This window comes from Spirillospora sp. NPDC048819, from assembly GCF_040650055.1.
Taxonomy (GTDB): Bacteria; Actinomycetota; Actinomycetes; order Streptosporangiales; family Streptosporangiaceae; genus Spirillospora.
The window spans coordinates 47,929-64,791 of record NZ_JBEZGN010000008.1; the positions used below are offsets into that span (position 1 = coordinate 47,929).

The following is a 16,863-nucleotide window of genomic DNA, read 5'->3' on the forward strand; positions in this document are numbered from 1 at the left end:
AGCCGATCAAGCGCCGAGGAGTGAGATGAGCGCCCAGGACCAGGGCAACACGTATCTGGAGAAGGTCGTCGCCCAGCAGGCGGTCCTGGAGGACGACCTCAGGGCGCGGCGTGCCCCGGTGGCGGCGCCCGCCGCCGCGGGAGCACCGCCCGCCCTGCCCGGCCCGCTCGCCAAACGCGACCGCGCCCTCGGCGGCGCCCCCGCCGGGGACCGCGCCGCGCCCGGCCCGGTCGACGTGCGGATCAGCGGGTTCTGGCGGTGGAGGAACGTGCTCGTGCCGCCGAACGCGTTCGTCGTCCACACCCGGCGCGGACGGGCCGAGCCGCTGCACATCGGGCTCGGGGTGTCGTTCCGGTTCAACCCGTCCACCGACTCGTTCCTCGTGGTGCCGGGCGCCACGCAGACGATCCTGATCAACGCGTACTGCATCTGCCGGGAACTGCAGGGCGTGCTCGTCCAGGGCTACGTCCAGTGGATCGTCCAGGATTTCGGCATCGCGTACCGCAAACTCGACTTCAGCGACGCCGACGACCCGATGCGGCTGGTCAACCTGCAGCTCAGGGAGCAGGCGGAGGCCGCGATCAAGGACAAGGTCTCGACCATGGGGGTGCAGGACGTCCTCAGCGACAAGCAGCCCATCATCGAGGAGCTGACGGCCCGGCTGCGCGCGGTGGCCGAGGGGCAGGACGACGGCGAGCAGGGGCTCGGGCTGCGGATCGTCACCGTGCAGATCAAGGAGGCCGTGGTCAGCTCGTCGCGGCTCTGGGAGAACCTGCAGAAGCCGTACCGGGCCCATCAGGGGCAGATCGCCCGGCTGGCGGAGCTGGAGGCCGAGGAGGTCGTCGCGCAGCGCGAGATGGCGGCCGCGCGGATCAAGGAGTCGCAGCGGCTGGAGCACGAGCGGGAGCTGGCGGAGCTGCGCGCCCGCAACGAGTCGCAGCTGTTCGACACCGAGGCGGCCGAGAAGCTGCGCCGCACCAAACGCGAGCACGACGACACCCGCGAGGTCGCCGAGCTGGAGACCGAGACGACGCGGCACACCCTGCGGATGGAGCGCGAGCGGCACGAGGAGGAGGCCGAGACGGGGCGGCTGCGCATCGAGCGCGACCACGAGCTCGCCCGGCTCCGCACCGAGGGCGAGCTGGCGCTCGCCGAGTCCCGCGCCCGGTCCCGGCACGAGCAGGCGCTGCTGGACCTGGAGCGGGAGGGCGCCCGCGCCGCGATCGAGAACGACCGGACGCCCGCGGCCGTGCAGTCCCGGCTCATCGCATCGCTGCCGGAGATCATGGCCAAGCTGCCCAAGCCGGACGAGCTGCGCACCGTCACCGTCAACGGCGCCGACCAGACGAGCGTCGCCGGGTTGATCACCCAGCTGACCGCCGTGGTGGGCGCTCTGCGCGCCTCCACCGAAGACTGACCGGAACGCCCTGGGTCACCGGGTGGGCGGGAAGGTGACGGGGAGGGCGGTCAGGGCCCGGTGGAAGGGGCCCGGCCGCCACTCCAGGTCCTCCGCGGGGAGCGCGAGGTCCAGGTCGGGGAGCCGGTCGAGGAGCGTCTCGATGGCCACCGACGCGATCAGCCGGGCGTGGCTCTTGGCCGGGCACGTGTGCGGCCCGCCGGTGAAGGACAGATGCGCGCGGTTGCCCTTGCGGTCGGCCATCGACCGGGACGGGTCGGTGTTCGCCGCGGCGTAGCCGACCAGGACGGGCTGGTGGGCGGGCAGCCGGTACCCGTGGAAGTCGATGTCGTGGCGGGGGAAGGTCGTCCCGTAGGCGACCATCGGCGGGTCCGTCCACAGGATCTCGTCGAGGGCGTCCTCGACGGGCAGGCTGCCGCCGGACAGGTCGCCGCCGAACCTGTCGTCCGACAGCAGGAGCAGGATCCCGTTGGCGATGAGGTTCTGCTCCGGCTCGGTGCCGGCGCCGACCAGCAGCGTGATCTGGTGGGTCATCTCGAGGTCGTCGAGGCCGGCGGGATGCCGCATCATCCAGGACGTCACGTCCGCGCCCGGCTTCTGCCGCTTGTGCGCCACCAGCTCCAAGGTGGCCTCGCCGAGCAGCGCGTTGCCCTCCTCGGCGCCGACGGTGTCGAAGATCGCGCTCATGCCCCGCACGAGCTTGTCGCCGATGTCGCGGGGGCAGCCGAACATCCCGTTGAACACCAGCAGCGGCAGCGTCCGGGCGTACTGGCCGATGAGGTCGGCCTTGCCGTCGGCGGCGAACATGTCGATGAGGCCGTCCGCGGCGGCCGCGACCTGCTCGCGCAGCGACGCCGGGTCGACCCGGTCCAGGCTGTCGACGATCACCGAGCGGAGGCGGGCGTGGACGGCGCCGTTGGTGAACAGCGCGTTGGGCCGGGTCATCATCATCGGCAGCACCGGGCACTCGGGGCCGACATCCTCCTCCCACACCTCGCTGCAGCGCGGGAACCGGTCGGGGTCGCGCAGGATCTCCAGCGCCGCGTCGTACCCGAGGACGAGCGTCGCCGGGACGCCCGGGGCCAGCTCGACGGGCGCGAGGTCGCCGTGGGCGCGCATCTGCTCGTAGACACGCCGCGGGTCCTTGGCGAACTCCGCCCCGTAGATCGCGAAGCGGGCCGGTCCGGTGGTGGTCGTGTCGTCGGTCACGGTGTCTCCGTGTCGAGGGTGAGGAGGTGGTCGACGAGCGAGATCAGCGCTTCGGTGGACGACCTGCGGTCGCGGGCGTCGCAGGTGATCAGCGGTGTGGTGTCGGCGAGGTCGAGGGCCTCGCGGACCTCGGACTCGGGGAAGACCGGCGACGCGTCGAAGTGGTTGACGGCCACCGCGTACGGCAGGCCCTGCCGCTCCACGAGGTCCATGATCTCGAACGACTGCTTGAGTCGGGCGGTGTCGACGAGGACCAGCGCGCCGAGGGCGCCGCGCGCGAGGTCGTCCCACAGCCGGGTGAAGCGCTGCTGGCCCGGCGCGCCGAACAGGTACAGGACGAGGTCGTCGCTGAGCGTCAGGCGGCCGAAGTCCATGGCGACCGTGGTGGTCGTCTTGTCCTTGATGCCGGCGAGGTCGTCGACCATCGCGCCCGCCTGCGTCATCCGCTCCTCGGTGCGCAGCGGGCGGATCTCCGACAGCGTCCCGACATAGGTGGTCTTGCCGACCGCGAAATGCCCCACGATGAGGATCTTGACGGCCGTCCGCACGCTGTCGCGCAGGTAGGGCGTGTCAGAGGCGAGCGCGGAGTCCATCGAGCACCTCCTGAAGGAGCCGGACCTTCGACTGCTGGGCCGCGGGCGCGCCGGCCCGGGTGGTGAGGTGCCCGCCGTCGACCAGGTCGGACAGCAGGACCTTGATGACCCCGACGGGCAGGGCGAGATGCCCCGCGATCTCCACGACCGACAGCGCGCCGCCGCGGCACAGCTCGACGATGCGGAGCTTCTCCGGGGACAGCCCGGTGCTCGAAAGCGGTTGCCGGGGGGTCTGGGGGGTCGTCCCCCCAGAATGAAGCGGCAGGTCGCCGGTGGCGATCACGAGGGTGACGAGGTCGAACACGTTGCGGGTCGGGTGGGCCCGGCCGCCGGTGACGACGTGCGGGCGGACCAGCGCCCGCTCGTTCCTGCGCGGGGTCATGCGGGACGGCCCGCGCCGGGACGCGGCGGGCTGGTCATCTCCTTGCCCAGCCGCTGCACCAGTTCCTGCAGCCGGAACGACACGGTCTCCATGTCCACGTGCTGCGTCGCCGACACCGCCAGGTACGCGCCGGGGCCGGCGGCGACGAGGAACACGTACCCGTCGTCGAACTCGTTGACCGTCTGCCGCCACGTCGTGCCCGGGTCGCCGCAGAACTCGGCGGTGCTGCGGGCGAGCGACTGCAGCCCCGACATGCCGGCGGCCTGCCGTTCCGCGTCGTCCCTGCTGATCCGCTCGGAGTGCGCCATGAGCAGCCCGTCGGCCGACAGCAGGATCGCGTAGCGCGTCTCCGGCATGCGCAGCGCGTCGTCCAGCATCCAGCCGAGCCGGTTCGTCCCGTCGTCCATCGCGCCGTTCCACCCCTCGTTCATGGCCGCAGGTCCTTGCTCTCGATGGCGGGCCCGCCGATGCCGGTTCCCTCGCCGCCGGCGCGGCCGGAGCGCGTCCCGCGCTGCCAGGCGCCGAGGCCCGCGGCGGTCTCCCTGGCGGGCCTGGCCGGTGGCGGGCCGCCGGTCTCCGCCGCGTCCTGCTCGCCGTCCGTCCCGTCGGGCCGTTCGGCGACCGCGACGCGGCTGCGCTTGGGCAGGCCGCCCGCCGTGGACGGCCCGTCCTCGGCGCCGGTGTCCGCGGCCGGGCGGGACGAGGTCACCGGTTCGGGCGGCCGGGCGTCCGGGACGGTGGTGAGCAGCGTGCTCGGCACGAACACCACGGCGCGCACGCCGCCGTAGGGGGAGCGGCTGTCGACCGACACCCGGAACCCGTAGCGGGCGGCGAGCACGCCCGCCACCGCGAACCCGACCTGCGGCGGGTCGCCGAGCCGGTGGATGTCCACCGACGCCTCGCCCGACAGCAGGTCGGACGCGCGCTGCAGTTCGTCGGCGTCCATCGCGACGCCCGCGTCGTCGATCGTGATGGCGACGCCGTTGTGCGTGGACCGGAAGTTGACCTCGACGGAGGTGTCGGGCCGGGAGTGCCGCGCGGCGTTGTCGAGCAGTTCGGCCAGCGTCAGCACGACGGGCTCCACGGCCCGGCTCGTCACCGCGCTGTTCACCGTCCCCTCCAGGTTGACGCGCAGGTAGTCGCGGATCCGGGACGTCGCGCCGCGGACCACGTCGCTCATCGAGGACGCCGAGCGCTGCTGCCCCGGCCATGACCCGCACAGCACGGCGGTGGCCTGGGTGCGCCGTCCGAGCTGGGCGTTCATGTGGTCGATGCGGAGCAGGCCCTCCAGGACGTCCGGGTCGTCGTGGCGTTCCTGCATGGTCGAGATGGCGAGCTGCTGCTCGTTGGCCAGGCTCTGCACGGCGCGCATCATCGCCCGCAGCGTCGACTTCGCGGACCGGTCGGACCGCTCGCGGACGCGGGCGGCGGACCCGGCGAACAGGTCCATCACGGTCTGCAGCGACTGCCCGTAGGCGGGGGCCTCCCGGGCCAGGTCGTGCAGCGGCCCGGCGACGTGCACGCCCGGGTTGCCCAGTGACTCCATGAGCTCCGGCAGCCGGACGTCGGCCAGGTGCCGCAGCTCCTTCTCCCGCAGGTCCAGACCACGGGCCAGCACGGAGTTCTGCTCGCGAAGTTCGGCGGCCGCCTGCCGCTGGCGTACCAGCAGGACCGCGGCGGCGATGCCCGCGCCCGCCACGATGACGAACGCCGCCGCCAAGAGGAATTGCTCCATCAGATCCTCGGTGCACACGAATCGGGCGAGGCGGACCGGAGCGGACCGCCTCATGGCCGGGTGGGGTGGGTTCCGGACGGCGCAGATACGCCGCGGTTTCGGCACCGTAGGACGGGTGCGCACGGGGGCGCTTGTGCTCGCGCGCAGAGATCTTGCCGCCAGGCGCATCACGTGATCACGCGCCGTCTGAAACGCGTCACTTTCCGCTGGATTCGCCTGATTCTGCGGCGGTGATCGTACTACGCTCACCTGCGGTGATCAGGTGCCGCGGCCGCCGGCCGGCCACGGCACGCGGACCGACCGGCGGAAGGGCCTGCGGTGGACGACTTCCTCGGCGGGTCGGTCCGGCAGAGCAGCGCCGCCTACCGCCTCGTCCTCTACCGCTCGGACCGGACCGACTACGTCCGCACGGCGGGCGACGCGCGCCGCGACCCCGACGACGCCTACCGCTTCCTGCTGCCGCTGCACGGCGAGATGCTCGTGCTCCGCGACTGCGGGCAGGCACGGCTCCGGCCGGGGACGGGCGGCCTGCTGTCGCCGGCGGCGCCGCTGCGGGTCGTCCAGCACCGCCCCGCCCGCGCGCTCGTCATGACGATCCCGGCCCACGAGGTGGACGGCCGGCTGCGCCCCGCCTCGCCGCTCGCCACGGGCCTCGACCTGTCCGCCGGCCTCGGCCGCGTCGTCGCCGACATGGTCAGGGCCGTCGGAGCCGAGACCCTCAGCGAACCGCAGTTCGACGCCGCCTGCGACCGGATCACCGAGCTGCTGTGCATCGTCGTCGCGGGCGAGGACCGGCCGCCCGCCCCCGGCCACCTCGCCGAGGTGGAGGCCGTCGTGCGCCGCTACGTCCGCGCGCACGTCACGGACCCCGGCCTCACCGGCGCCGGGATGGCGCAGGACCTCGGCTGGTCGCTGCGGCAGATCCAGCTCGCCCTCCAGCGGGCCGGGACCACCCCCCGCGAGCTGATCCGCGAGGAGCGGCTCCGCCTCGTCCGCGACCGCCTCCGCAACCCCCTCTACCGGAACGTCACCATCACCGACCTCGCCCACGCCACCGGCTTCTCCTCGGCCAGCGCCCTCAGCCACGCCTTCCGCCAACGCTTCGGCGTAACCCCCCGCGACCTACGCCAAAACAACACCCCCCGCTAACGCACGTTTGTGCCACACGACATGGACGGCGACTCGCCCGGAGCGTTCACTCGTACCGTGGACGCACCCCTTGACTCCGCACCGGTCGCCCCCGCGCCGCGCCGCGCCCTCACGACCTGGTCGGGGCTGAACTGCTCGGTTCTCTTCTGCGACATCGCCGGCTTCGGCGACCCGTCCCGCGACGACGAGGACCGGCGGGTCGTCCGCGAGGTCACCTACCGCATCCTGCTGTCCGCGCTGGACGCCTTGGGCGTCCCACCCTCGGACACCTACCGCGAGGACCGCGGCGACGGCGCCCTGGTCATCCTCTCGCCCGCCGTCCCGACCGCGTCCCTCGTCGACCCCCTCGCCGGACACTTGGCCGTCGCGCTCCGCCTGCACAACCACCGCGCGAGCGCCGCCGTCCGCGTCCAGCTCCGCGTCGCCCTGCACGTCGGCCCGATCACTCCCGACGCCGAAGGCCTGAACGGGCAGGCCATCATCCAGACGGCCCGCCTCATGGAGGCTCCGGCCCTCAAGACCGCCCTCGCCGAGACGGGCGCCGACCTGGGCCTCATCGTCTCGCCGTTCGTGTACGAGGCCTTCGTGGCCCATCTGCACGGCCCGCTGGACCCGGGTTCCTTCGAAAAGGTGACCGTCCAGGTCAAGGAAACGACGACCGAAGCCTGGATGTACCTGACGGGCGCGAAGCCCCGGTCCTCTCCCGCGCCCGCGCCGGCCTCACCCGACCCCGACGGCTCCACCGTCTTCAGCGGCAACGTCCAGGTAAGAGGCGACCTGGTCCTCGGCAACAAAATCATCAACGAACGCTGACGCCCCGTTCCCCCACCGCTCTTCGACCCCGCGGGCCAGCCGCGCCCACTTCTGGGGAGAACGCGAAACCGCGAGATTCCGGGCCGCCGTGAACCGGAACAGCCATGCCAGCGCGTCCGGCGAAAGCTCGTATTCCGATTCCTCCTGATAGGCGTTCAGGAACACGTTCGTCAGGTCCCACCGCGGATTCGCCGGCCGTGCATAAGCCAGGTGAAGGGCCGCCAGCGTGACGTCATACCATTGGACGTCCCAGTGCGCCCGGTCCCAGTCGACGATCTCGATGACCATGCCGTCCTTGACGAGGAGGTTCTCGGTCCGTAGATCGTGGTGGGCGAGCCCTTCCGGCCCGAGATCCACACTTGCCCTCTCGTCCCGTAACCGGGTCAAGGCGGAATCGACGGCCTTGATGTGCCGGGGAGACCGTTCCCGGGAGTGCATGTCCTCAAGCAGTGTTCCGATGTGCTGAAGAACGTCGAACAGTCCCCAGTCGTAGACCTGCAGGCCGTGTACGGGAGGGCGCAGCATGTTGGGATCGATGGCCTTCGACGTCCGGTGGACGAGCGCCAGTTTCCGTGCGGCGTCCGCGACGAGCGCCGCCGATGACCAGTCGGGGCACTGGTCGTGCTCCGTGTAGGAGCGGACGAACCAGCGGTTGGACGGTCCGGTCACCCAGTTGCGTCCGCGCCATCTCAACCTGGGGGCGATGGGAGATCGCACCACCGGTCCGGCCTCGGTCCGTTCCAGGGCGCGCATGATGGCGAACTGCCGGTGGAAGGGGAGCCTCCCGCGCTCCTTGCACACCTTCGAGGCCACGTACTTTCGGTCGTCGTACCGATACGTGTAGTGCAGGCTGTAGTGCCGCCGCGGCGGACTCAGGAACTCGGGTCTCCAGTGGCCGTAATGCCATCTGAGAATCTCACGGCAAGTGAGAAAACGGTCAATCGGATCGAGCAAGGCACGTCCTCGGTGATTGAACCCGTGCCTCGCTTAGGCCCGGAGAGCAATTTCACCACACCGGACACAGGGATAGGTGCAGAACCAAAGACCCCGGGAGTTCAAGGATTTCCCAGAAGCTTCTCAAGTTCCCGGTCGATTGCGTCGGCCTCACCGCGGGCGGCTTCGGCGGCGGAGGGCTCGGCCGCCGTATCGCAGATGTGCGCCAGCAGCCGGAGCGCCTTGATCTCTTCGTGCTGCACACCGATCTGTGCGGCCAGGAGGCGCGCGTCCCGCACCCGGATCAGCGCGTCGGAGGCGCGATCGAGCCGCAGCAGGATCTCGCCGAGATTGCGCAGCGTGACGACCTTGCCGTAGTGGTGGCCGACGTCGTCCTCCAGGATCAATGCCCGTTCCGCCGTCCGCAGCGCCTTCTCGGCCAGCCCCGTCTGCAGGTACACCTTGCTGAGCAGGTCGAGGGAGCCGGCTATGCCGCGCTTGTCGTCGATCGTGTGGCACAGCCGGAGCGAACCCTTCGCCGCTTGCCGTGCCCGGCCGAGTCGGCCGGCGTTCAGCTCGATCAGGCCGAGCGCGTTCAGGACGTTCGCCTCGCCGTGCCGATCCCCGATCAGGCGGCGGATCGCGAGCGAGCGGTTCGCGTCCTCTCTCGCCCTCGTGTACATGCCCATGCGCCGGTAGCAGCGGCTCAGGCTGTCGAGCGCCTCCGCCTCGCCATGCCGGTCGCGCAGTTCCTGGAGGATGTCGAGCGCCTCCAGCCCGGCCTCCACGGCCTTCTCGTGCCAGCCGAGACGCCGCCTGATCGTGGAGAGGTACACGAGGGCATGACCCTCCCCCTGCCGGTCGGTGATCTTGCGGCGGATGATGAGCGCCTCTTCCGCGTGCGCCCGTGCCTGGCAGTGCCGGCCGATCCGCATGTACAGGTAGCCGAGGAACGCGAGCGTCTCGCCCTCGCCATGGCGGTCCCCGATCTCGCGGCGGATCTTCAGGGCCTGCTCGGTGGACGCCTGTGACTCGCTGATCCGCCCCCACCCGTAGTAGATCCGGGCCATGATGTCGAGCGTCTCGGCCTCGCCCCTCAGGTCCTCGATCTCCCTGCGGATCTCCAGGGCGTCGGCGGCGCATTCATAGGCCATGCCGTACTCGCTGAGCCCCTGGTAGCCGCGGGCCAGGGTGTCCAGCGTCGTCGCCTCGGCGTGCCGGTCGCTGATCTCGCGGCGGATCGCGAGCGCCTCCTTGCCCAGTTCGAGGGCCATCCGGTAGTCGCTGAGCTGAAGATACGTCCGGGCCATGTTGTCCAGGACGGCCGCCTCGCCGTAGCGGTCCTCGAGCCGGGTGGCGAGCTGGAGGGCGCACGCCGCCTCCAGGAGCGCCTCCTGCGTCCGGCCGAGCTCGCGGTAGAGGACCGAGATGTGGTGATGCATGAAGAAGCGAGCGAGCGGGTTGGATCCCCGGTGCGTCGCCTCCAGCCCGAGCCTGTGGACCTCCAGGTTCTCGTGCCAGTACCGGCGCAGCTCGAAGAAGTCGTAGACGGCGTCGGCCAGTTCCCAGGTCAGCTGGTCCCAGTCGAGGCGGGCGACCTGCCGGGTGAGCTCGGTCAGGTTCTGTTGCTCGGCGGCGAACCATTCGAGGTGGCGTGCCCGCTCGGCGGGGTCGGGGTTGACGGGCGGCGCGGTCAGTTCCTGCCGGATCGTCCGGCGGTACCTGTCGAGGAACCGTCCCGCCTGCTGGGCGGTGGTGAGGTACCACGTCGCGAACCGCTGGATCGCCGCGGTCCGGACGACGGGCGAGTCCTCCTTCAGCGCCCGCCCGTGCGCGTACTCGCGGAGCAGTTCGTGAAGGTGGAAGCGGCCGCGTCCCATCGCCTGGACGAGGCCGGCGGTCTCCAGCCGGTCGAGCAGCCGCCGTGCCGCCTCCGGTGTCGTTCCCAGGAGCGCCCCTACCGCCTCCGGTGCGACGTTCGGCCCCTCCACCAGCCCGAGCAGCCGGAAGGCGCGCCGCGTCTCCGGGACGAGGCCCCGATACGACAGGTCGAAGGCCGCGCCGACGGCCTCGCCCGGGTCCTCGCCGAGGGCGAGCTTCGACAGCCGGTCGCCCTCCGCGAGCGCGGCGACCGTGTCGGCGACCGTCCGATGGGGGCTGGTGGCGAGGTTCGCGGCGGCGACGCGCAGGGCCAGCGGGAGCCGCGCGCACATCTGGACGAGTTCCGCGGTGGCGTTCGGCTCGGCGCGCGTGCGTTCGGCTCCCGCGACCTCGCTGACCAGGTCGAGTGCCTCGGCCGCGCGCAGAAGATCGAGCGGTATGGCCCGCGCGCCGTACCGCGCCACGAGCGCGGTGAGCTTCCGTCGTCCGGTCACGACGACGACGCATGATGACGTGCCTGGCAGCAGCGGGTAGACCTGCTGCGGGTCGGCGGCGTCGTCCAGGACGATCAGGACGCGCTTGTTGGCGAGCCGCGAGCGGTAGAGGGCCGCGAGCTCGTCCTCGTCGACGGGCAGCCGGCTGGCCGGAACCCGCAGCGTCCGCAGTGCCTGGCCGAGCGCCTCCCGGGGCGACAGAGCGCCGCGCTTGGAGTAGCCGCGCAGATCGATGAAAAGCTGCCCGTCGGGGAAGCGCTCCGACATCAGGTGCGCCCAGTGCACCGCGAGTGCCGTCTTGCCGATTCCGGGCATACCGGTGAGCGCGATGATCACCGGAGCGGAGCCGCCGGCCTCGACGAGGGAGTTGAGCTGGGAGAGGACGTCCAGGCGTCCGGTGAACCCCGGGATGTCCAGGGGAAGCTGACGCGGGGGCTCGTCGGCCTCCGGCGGTGCCGCGGCCATGTGAACGATCTTGTTGCCGGAGACCGAGTCGCCCCCGATGTTCGCCCCGCCCAGATAGGTCGTCATGCCGGGCCCTCCGCGGTTAGACCGACCTGGGCTCACCGTAACCCGCGCCGTTCCCGCGGACTGCGGACAAGTGCACACTCAGCCTGTGCGGCTATACGGGTGGGAGGTGGGGGAGGGTGACGGTCAGGTGGAGGCCGCCGGAGTCGCGGGGGACGGCGGTGACGGTGCCGTTGTGGGCGCGGACGATGGACTGGACGATCGACAGGCCGAGGCCCGCGCCCTTCGCGGTGACGATGCGGTCGGCGTCGAGGCGGCGGAAGGGTTCGAAGAGGGCGGGGACCTCGTAGGGCGGGACGGCGGGGCCGGAGTTGGCGACCTCCAGGACGGCCTGGTCGTCCTGTGTCCGGCACGAGATCGTGACCCAGCCGGATTCGGTGTTGTGGCGCAGGCCGTTCTCCAGGAGGTTCTGGACGACGCGTTCGAGGAGGAGGGCGTCGCCGGTCGTGACGGCCTCGGCCGTGTCGGTCTCGATGGTGACGCCGGCGTCCTTCGCCTCCCGGGCGGTCTGGGACGTCACGTGGGCGACGACGTCGGCGAGGTCGACGGGGGCGCGGGTGGTGATCTCGTTCTCGGAGCGGGCGAGCAGGAGCAGGCCGGTGATGAGGCGTTCGTGGCGGGTGTTGATCTGCAGGAGGGTCTCGCCGAGCTGCCGGACGTCCGGGGACGCCGACGCGCGGTGCATCGCCACCTCGACCAGGGCGCGGCCCAGGGTGAGGGGGGTGCGCAGCTCGTGGGAGGCGTTGGCGACGAAGCGGCGCTGGCCGTCGAAGGACCGGTCGAGGCGCTCGACCATCGCGTCGAAGGTGTCGGCGAGTTCCTTGACCTCGTCGGGGGGGCCGCGGAGCGCGATGCGCTCGTGCAGGCCGCGGTCGGCGGCGGGGGAGGCGGCGATGCGGCGGGCGGTGTCGGTGACGCGGTGCAAGGGGGTGAGGACCCGGCCCGCGATGAGCCACCCGAAGCCCGCCGCGGCCCCGCCGACGACCAGGAGCGCGATCGACCCCTGGGTGACCAGGGAGGTGGTGGCCGCGTCGTGCAGTTCGTCGCGCTCCTTCTCGAAGAGGCGCCGGGTCTCGGCCATGAGCCGGCCGTTGTCGTCCGGGAGCGCGGGCGATTCGGCGGGGCCGGGGCCGGTGTGGGTGGCGAGGAACTTCGTGTTGCCGCCGCGGGACAGCTGCTGGCCGAACAGGACGTAGGTGACGCCGAGGAGCAGCAGGCCCGCGACGAAGAACAGGACGCCGTAGGTGAGGGTCAGCCGGGTGCGGAGCGACATCCTCATGGGATCCGGTACCCCGCTCCCTTGACGGTCTCCACGACGGGCGGGTCGTCGAGCTTGCGGCGCAGCTTGAGGACGGTGAGCCGGACGGCCCCGGTGAACGGGTCGGCGTGCTCGTCCCACACCTTCTCGAGGAGCTGCTCGGACGAGACGACGGCGCCGTCGGCGCGGAGCAGTTCGGCGAGGACCGCGAACTCCTTCTTCGCTAGGGGGACGTAGCGTCCGTCCCGGAACACCTCGCGGCGTGCGGGGTCGAGGGTGATGCCGGCGCGGTGCAGCGTCGGCGGGGCGGCGGGGCGGCAGCGGCGGCCGAGGGCGAGGACGCGGGCGGCCAGTTCGGGGAACGCGAACGGTTTGGTGAGGTAGTCGTCGGCGCCGAGCCCGAGGCCGCCGACGCGGTCGGTGATCTCGGCGGCGGCGGTGAGCATCAGGACGCGCGCCGTGGCCTCGCCCTGGGCGATCTCCCGGCAGACGTCGTCGCCGTGGACGAGGGGAAGGTCGCGGTCCAGGACGACGACGTCGTAGTCGTTGACGCCGACGCGTTCCAGGGCGGCCGCCCCGTCGTGGGCGAGATCGACGGCGTGGGCCTCGTCCCGCAGCCATTCGGCGATCGCGCCGGCGAGCAGCCGTTCGTCCTCCACCACCAGCACCCGCATGATGCTCCCTCCACCTGCCTCGACCGGTGAAAGTGTGCCCGGCGGGGTGTTTCGTTTCCGTTAGTGAACCGGCCGGCCGTGCAGGGCCCGGGGCGCGGAAACGCGGGGGAAACGTCCGGCGGGGTTGCATCGCTGTCCGTCCGGCCGGAACCGCTCCGGCCGCGGAGACGAGGGGACGACACGATGCGACTGCGGATCCTTGCGGTGGTGCCGCTGGCCCTGGCCCTGACCCTGTCCGGCTGCGGCTCGGACGAGGAGGACGGCTCGGGCGTGGCGTCGGCGGGCGGCGCGAAGCAGGGCGGCGCGGCGGGGGACGGCGACAAGCCGAGCCCGGAGGAGATGGGCGTGAAGTTCGCCCAGTGCATGCGCGAGCACGGCGTGGACATGGAGGACCCGAAGCCCGGCCAGGGCGTCCGGTTCAAGGTCAAGGGCGACAAGGCCGTCGTGGACAAGGCCATGGAGGCGTGCCGGCAGTACAGCCCGCAGGCGAACCGCACCGGCGCGCCGGATCCGAGGCAGCAGGAGCGGGCCCGCGAGTTCGCCGAGTGCATGCGCCGGAACGGGGTGGAGAAGTTCCCCGACCCCGATCCGAACCAGCCCGGCATCCGGATCAACAAGAACGAGGTCGGCGATGACCCGGACCTGGAGAAGGCGCAGCAGGAATGCGAGAAGGTCCTGCAGGGCGGCGGGAAGTGATGGGCGGTGCCACCGCGGAACGGGCGCCGGCGAAGGAGCACGAGCATCCGCCGCGCCGCCGCCTCCCGCGCCTGAAGGTCGCCCTGGCCGTCGGCGCCCTGGTCGCGGTCGGCGGCGTGGCGACGGCCGCGGCGCTCGGCGGCGGCGGTGACTCCGGCGGCGGGACGGCGGCGGGCCTGCCGCCGGCCACCGCGAAGGTGACGAGGCAGACGCTCAAGGACACCCTGACCGAGGACGGGCGGCTCGGCTACGGCCCGGCGCACACGGTGACGAGCCAGGCGAAGGGGACGCTGACGAAGCTTCCCGAGAGCGGCGACGAGATCACCCGGGGCCATGAGCTGTACGAGGTGGACGGCGACCCGGTCGTGCTGATGTACGGGTCGAAGCCGTCCTACCGGCCTCTGGCGATCGGCGCCGAGGGATCCGACGTGAAGCGGTTCGAGGCGAACCTCGCCAAGCTCGGTTACGGCGGCTTCACCGTGGACGGCGAGTACACCGCGGACACCGCCGACGCGGTCATGCAATGGCAGGACGACATCGGCGTGGCCGAGACCGGGATCGTGGAACTCGGACGGGTCGCGTTCGCGTCCGGGCCCGTCAGGGTGGACGGCGTCCACGCGAACGCGGGCGAGCCGGCGGCGCCCGGCAAGAAGATCCTCGACTGCACCGGCACCGCCAAGGCCGTGACCGTGGAACTGGACACCGCCGACCAGCGGATGGCCGAGGAGGGCGCCGAGGTCGAGGTGACCCTGCCGGAGAACGAGACCGTCACGGCGAAGATCGACGAGGTCACGACGGTGATCGAGCCGGGGGAGCAGGGCCAGGACCCGTCGACGAAGGTGGAGGTGACCATCTGGCTCGACTCCGGCGAGGCGAAGAAGGCCGCCGCCGAGTACGCGCTGGCGTCCGTCGACGTCGCGTTCACCGCCGGGGAGCGCGAGAACGTCCTGACGGTGCCGGTCGCCGCGCTCGTCGCGCTGCGGGAGGGCGGCTTCGGCGTGGAGGTCGTCAAGGGCGCCGCCTCGTCGTACGTCCCCGTCGAGACCGGCCTGTTCGCGGACGGCAGGGTGGAGGTCTCCGGGCCGGGGATCGCCGAGGGCACGGTCGTGGGGGTGCCGAAATGATCAGTCTGCGGGACGTGACGAAGCTCTACCCCGGCGGCGTCCGGGCCCTCGACGGAGTCTCGCTGCACATCGGCGCGGGAGAACTCGTCGCGATCGCCGGGCCGTCCGGCTCCGGCAAGTCGACCATGCTCAACGTCCTCGGCACGCTGGACCGCCCGACCTCGGGCAGCGTCCACATCGACGGGCACGACGTGGGACGGCTGGCCGACAACCGGCTGTCGGCGCTGCGGGCGAGCCGCATCGGCTTCGTCTTCCAGCATTTCCATCTGGCCGCGGGCACCCCGGCGCTCGACGACGTGGCGGACGGCCTCCTGTACTCGGGGCTGCGCCCGGCGGTGCGGCGCCGGCGGGCCGCGGCGGCGCTGGAGCGGGTCGGCCTCGGCCACCGGATGGACCATCTGCCGCACGAGCTGTCCGGCGGCGAGCGGCAGCGCGTCGCGATCGCGCGGGCGGTGGCCGGCGAGCCGGCGCTGCTGCTGGCGGACGAGCCGACCGGCGCGCTCGACTCGGCGTCGGGGGACGGGGTGATGGCGCTGCTGCGCGAACTGCACGCCGCCGGCACCACCGTCGTGATCATCACGCACGACCGGGAGATCGCGGCCGGGCTGCCCCGCCGGGTCCGGATGCGCGACGGCCTCGTGGTGGACGACTCCGCCGCCGGCGCCGCGTTCGCCGGGCCGCCCGCCCCGGGGGCGGCGCGATGACGGCCCCGGTGCGGCGCCCCGCGCTGCGGCCTGCGCGGATGTGGCCGGGGGACGTGGTCCGGGTCGGCGCGGTCGGGCTGCGCACCCGTCCGATGCGGGCGTTCCTGTCGGCGCTCGGCATCGCGATCGGGATCGCGGCGATGGTCGCGGTCGTCGGCGTGTCCTCGTCCTCCCGCGCCGACCTCGACCGGGCGCTCGCCGCGCTCGGCACGAACCTGCTGACGGTCTCGCCCGGCAACACGCTCACCGGTGAGGAGGCGCAGCTTCCCCCCGAGTCGGAGGCGATGGTGGCGCGGATCGCCCCGGTGCGGGAGGTGTCGGCGATCGGCCTGCTGGACGAGGCGAAGGTGTACCGGACGAACAAGGTGCCCGAGACCGAGACGAAGGGCATCGCCGCTTACGCCGCCCGCACCGACCTGCGGGCCGCCACGGGCGCCGAACTCGGCAGCGGCGTCTGGCTGAACGCCGCGACCGGCGCGTTCCCGGCGACGGTGCTCGGGGCGACCGCCGCGGAACGGCTCGGCATCGGGCACGCCGCCCCGGACGTGCGGGTGCTCGTCGGCGGCCGGTGGTTCACCGTCATCGGCATCCTCGAACCGGCGCCGCTCGCCCCCGAGCTGGACACCGCGGCGCTGGTCGGCTGGCCGGCGGCGCAGGACCGGCTGGGCTTCGACGGGCATCCGACGACGATCTACACCCGCTCGCACGAGGCGAGCGTCGAGGACGTCCGGGACGTGCTCGGCGCGACCGCGAACCCGCAGGCGCCGAACGAGGTGGAGGTGTCGCGCCCGTCGGACGCGCTGGCGGCGAAGAAGGCCGCCGGTGAGGCGTTCACCGGGCTGCTGCTCGGACTCGGCGCCGTCGCGCTGCTCGTCGGCGGCGTCGGGGTGGCCAACACGATGGTCATCTCGGTGCTGGAGCGCCGTTCGGAGATCGGCCTGCGCCGGTCCCTCGGCGCGACCCGCGGCCAGATCCGCACGCAGTTCCTCGCCGAGTCGCTGCTGCTGTCGGCGCTCGGCGGCGCCGGCGGCGCGCTCATCGGCGCGCTCGTCACCGCCGTCTACGCCCTCTACCAGGGCTGGCCGGTCGTCATCCCGGCGTGGGCGGTGGCGGGCGGTGTGGCCGCGACACTGGTCATCGGCGCGGTGGCCGGCCTCTACCCGGCGGTGCGCGCGTCCCGCCTCAGCCCCACCGAGGCCCTGGCGGCGGCATGACCCCGAGGTGCGCGGCCGCGGCGCCGGCCGTACCCGGTCGGGCGGATCCACCGCCCCGC

General features: G+C 72.4%; 16 protein-coding genes. 7 read left to right on the forward strand and 9 right to left on the reverse strand.

All coding sequences use genetic code 11. From position 1 onward, the window contains the following. Positions 1 to 25: 25 nt before the first annotated feature. A complete protein-coding gene (locus AB0C35_RS13815) occupies positions 26 to 1,417 on the forward strand; it encodes an SPFH domain-containing protein (protein WP_358454575.1) in 1,392 nt (463 codons plus the stop codon). A 15-nt stretch (positions 1,418 to 1,432) separates the two neighbouring features. On the opposite strand, the gene AB0C35_RS13820 is transcribed toward AB0C35_RS13815, so the two are convergent. From AB0C35_RS13820 to AB0C35_RS13840, 5 genes are read right to left on the reverse strand one after another with little or no spacing between them, the layout of a single operon-like run. After that, positions 1,433 to 2,626, reverse strand: coding sequence for a cytochrome P450 (locus AB0C35_RS13820; protein WP_358454578.1), 1,194 nt, complete (start codon positions 2,624 to 2,626; stop codon positions 1,433 to 1,435). Then, positions 2,623 to 3,219, reverse strand: coding sequence for an ATP/GTP-binding protein (locus AB0C35_RS13825; RefSeq protein ID WP_358454580.1), 597 nt, complete (start codon positions 3,217 to 3,219; stop codon positions 2,623 to 2,625). Before AB0C35_RS13825 ends, AB0C35_RS13820 begins: the two co-directional genes overlap by 4 nt. Continuing rightward, positions 3,197 to 3,601: a DUF742 domain-containing protein gene (locus AB0C35_RS13830; protein ID WP_358454583.1), complete on the reverse strand. Its 405-nt coding sequence runs from the start codon at positions 3,599 to 3,601 to the stop codon at positions 3,197 to 3,199. The genes AB0C35_RS13825 and AB0C35_RS13830 overlap by 23 nt, the downstream gene beginning before the upstream one ends. Then, positions 3,598 to 4,032, reverse strand: a complete 435-nt coding sequence (locus tag AB0C35_RS13835) for a roadblock/LC7 domain-containing protein (protein WP_358454586.1) — start codon at positions 4,030 to 4,032, stop codon at positions 3,598 to 3,600. Before AB0C35_RS13835 ends, AB0C35_RS13830 begins: the two co-directional genes overlap by 4 nt. Next, positions 4,029 to 5,336 carry an ATP-binding protein gene (locus AB0C35_RS13840; RefSeq protein ID WP_358454587.1) on the reverse strand — a complete coding sequence of 436 codons (1,308 nt, stop codon included), beginning with the start codon at positions 5,334 to 5,336 and terminating at the stop codon, positions 4,029 to 4,031. Before AB0C35_RS13840 ends, AB0C35_RS13835 begins: the two co-directional genes overlap by 4 nt. Before the next feature lie 318 nt (positions 5,337 to 5,654). Here AB0C35_RS13840 and AB0C35_RS13845 point away from each other — a divergent pair, with 318 nt between their 5' ends. Beyond that, complete coding sequence (locus AB0C35_RS13845) at positions 5,655 to 6,485, forward strand: helix-turn-helix domain-containing protein (protein ID WP_358454590.1); 831 nt, start codon at positions 5,655 to 5,657, stop codon at positions 6,483 to 6,485. Positions 6,486 to 6,542: 57 nt separating this feature from the next. Further along, the gene (locus AB0C35_RS13850) at positions 6,543 to 7,298 is read left to right on the forward strand and encodes a hypothetical protein (protein WP_358454593.1); all 756 of its coding nucleotides are present in this window, start codon (positions 6,543 to 6,545) and stop codon (positions 7,296 to 7,298) included. Here the strand turns inward: AB0C35_RS13850 and AB0C35_RS13855 are convergent. The 4 genes from AB0C35_RS13855 to AB0C35_RS13870 form a co-directional block, all read right to left on the reverse strand. After that, complete coding sequence (locus AB0C35_RS13855) at positions 7,206 to 8,111, reverse strand: phosphotransferase (RefSeq protein ID WP_358454596.1); 906 nt, start codon at positions 8,109 to 8,111, stop codon at positions 7,206 to 7,208. The genes AB0C35_RS13850 and AB0C35_RS13855 overlap by 93 nt on opposite strands. A gap of 242 nt (positions 8,112 to 8,353) precedes the next feature. Continuing rightward, positions 8,354 to 11,137: a tetratricopeptide repeat protein gene (locus tag AB0C35_RS13860; RefSeq protein ID WP_358454599.1), complete on the reverse strand. Its 2,784-nt coding sequence runs from the start codon at positions 11,135 to 11,137 to the stop codon at positions 8,354 to 8,356. Positions 11,138 to 11,228: 91 nt separating this feature from the next. Continuing rightward, entirely contained in the window at positions 11,229 to 12,413 is a 1,185-nt protein-coding gene (locus tag AB0C35_RS13865; RefSeq protein ID WP_358454601.1) for a HAMP domain-containing sensor histidine kinase, read from the reverse strand. Beyond that, positions 12,410 to 13,066 (reverse strand): response regulator transcription factor, encoded by a 657-nt coding sequence (locus AB0C35_RS13870; protein WP_358454604.1) that lies wholly within the window; start codon positions 13,064 to 13,066, stop codon positions 12,410 to 12,412. Before AB0C35_RS13870 ends, AB0C35_RS13865 begins: the two co-directional genes overlap by 4 nt. Positions 13,067 to 13,249: 183 nt before the next feature. On the opposite strand from AB0C35_RS13870, the gene AB0C35_RS13875 reads away from it, so the two are divergent. Genes AB0C35_RS13875 through AB0C35_RS13890 form a run of 4 tightly spaced genes read left to right on the forward strand, consistent with a single transcriptional unit; the run spans position 13,250 to position 16,804 of the window. Continuing rightward, positions 13,250 to 13,762: a hypothetical protein gene (locus tag AB0C35_RS13875; protein ID WP_358454607.1), complete on the forward strand. Its 513-nt coding sequence runs from the start codon at positions 13,250 to 13,252 to the stop codon at positions 13,760 to 13,762. Beyond that, positions 13,762 to 14,886 (forward strand): peptidoglycan-binding domain-containing protein, encoded by a 1,125-nt coding sequence (locus AB0C35_RS13880; RefSeq protein WP_358454610.1) that lies wholly within the window; start codon positions 13,762 to 13,764, stop codon positions 14,884 to 14,886. Before AB0C35_RS13875 ends, AB0C35_RS13880 begins: the two co-directional genes overlap by 1 nt. After that, entirely contained in the window at positions 14,883 to 15,590 is a 708-nt protein-coding gene (locus tag AB0C35_RS13885) for an ABC transporter ATP-binding protein (protein WP_358454613.1), read from the forward strand. Before AB0C35_RS13880 ends, AB0C35_RS13885 begins: the two co-directional genes overlap by 4 nt. Then, positions 15,587 to 16,804 carry an ABC transporter permease gene (locus AB0C35_RS13890; RefSeq protein ID WP_358454616.1) on the forward strand — a complete coding sequence of 406 codons (1,218 nt, stop codon included), beginning with the start codon at positions 15,587 to 15,589 and terminating at the stop codon, positions 16,802 to 16,804. Before AB0C35_RS13885 ends, AB0C35_RS13890 begins: the two co-directional genes overlap by 4 nt. The last annotated feature ends 59 nt before the right edge of the window (positions 16,805 to 16,863 follow it).

What these genes read in the sequence shown, in the direction of transcription:
- AB0C35_RS13815 (WP_358454575.1), top strand. Translation starts at nt 26, where the DNA reads ATGAGCGCCCAGGACCAGGGCAACACGTATCTGGAGAAGGTCGTCGCC.
- AB0C35_RS13825 (WP_358454580.1), bottom strand. Translation starts at nt 3,219, where the DNA reads ATGGACTCCGCGCTCGCCTCTGACACGCCCTACCTGCGCGACAGCGTG.
- AB0C35_RS13830 (WP_358454583.1), bottom strand. Translation starts at nt 3,601, where the DNA reads ATGACCCCGCGCAGGAACGAGCGGGCGCTGGTCCGCCCGCACGTCGTC.
- AB0C35_RS13835 (WP_358454586.1), bottom strand. Translation starts at nt 4,032, where the DNA reads ATGAACGAGGGGTGGAACGGCGCGATGGACGACGGGACGAACCGGCTC.
- AB0C35_RS13840 (WP_358454587.1), bottom strand. Translation starts at nt 5,336, where the DNA reads ATGGAGCAATTCCTCTTGGCGGCGGCGTTCGTCATCGTGGCGGGCGCG.
- AB0C35_RS13860 (WP_358454599.1), bottom strand. Translation starts at nt 11,137, where the DNA reads ATGACGACCTATCTGGGCGGGGCGAACATCGGGGGCGACTCGGTCTCC.
- AB0C35_RS13865 (WP_358454601.1), bottom strand. Translation starts at nt 12,413, where the DNA reads ATGAGGATGTCGCTCCGCACCCGGCTGACCCTCACCTACGGCGTCCTG.
- AB0C35_RS13870 (WP_358454604.1), bottom strand. Translation starts at nt 13,066, where the DNA reads ATGCGGGTGCTGGTGGTGGAGGACGAACGGCTGCTCGCCGGCGCGATC.
- AB0C35_RS13875 (WP_358454607.1), top strand. Translation starts at nt 13,250, where the DNA reads ATGCGACTGCGGATCCTTGCGGTGGTGCCGCTGGCCCTGGCCCTGACC.
- AB0C35_RS13880 (WP_358454610.1), top strand. Translation starts at nt 13,762, where the DNA reads ATGGGCGGTGCCACCGCGGAACGGGCGCCGGCGAAGGAGCACGAGCAT.
- AB0C35_RS13885 (WP_358454613.1), top strand. Translation starts at nt 14,883, where the DNA reads ATGATCAGTCTGCGGGACGTGACGAAGCTCTACCCCGGCGGCGTCCGG.
- AB0C35_RS13890 (WP_358454616.1), top strand. Translation starts at nt 15,587, where the DNA reads ATGACGGCCCCGGTGCGGCGCCCCGCGCTGCGGCCTGCGCGGATGTGG.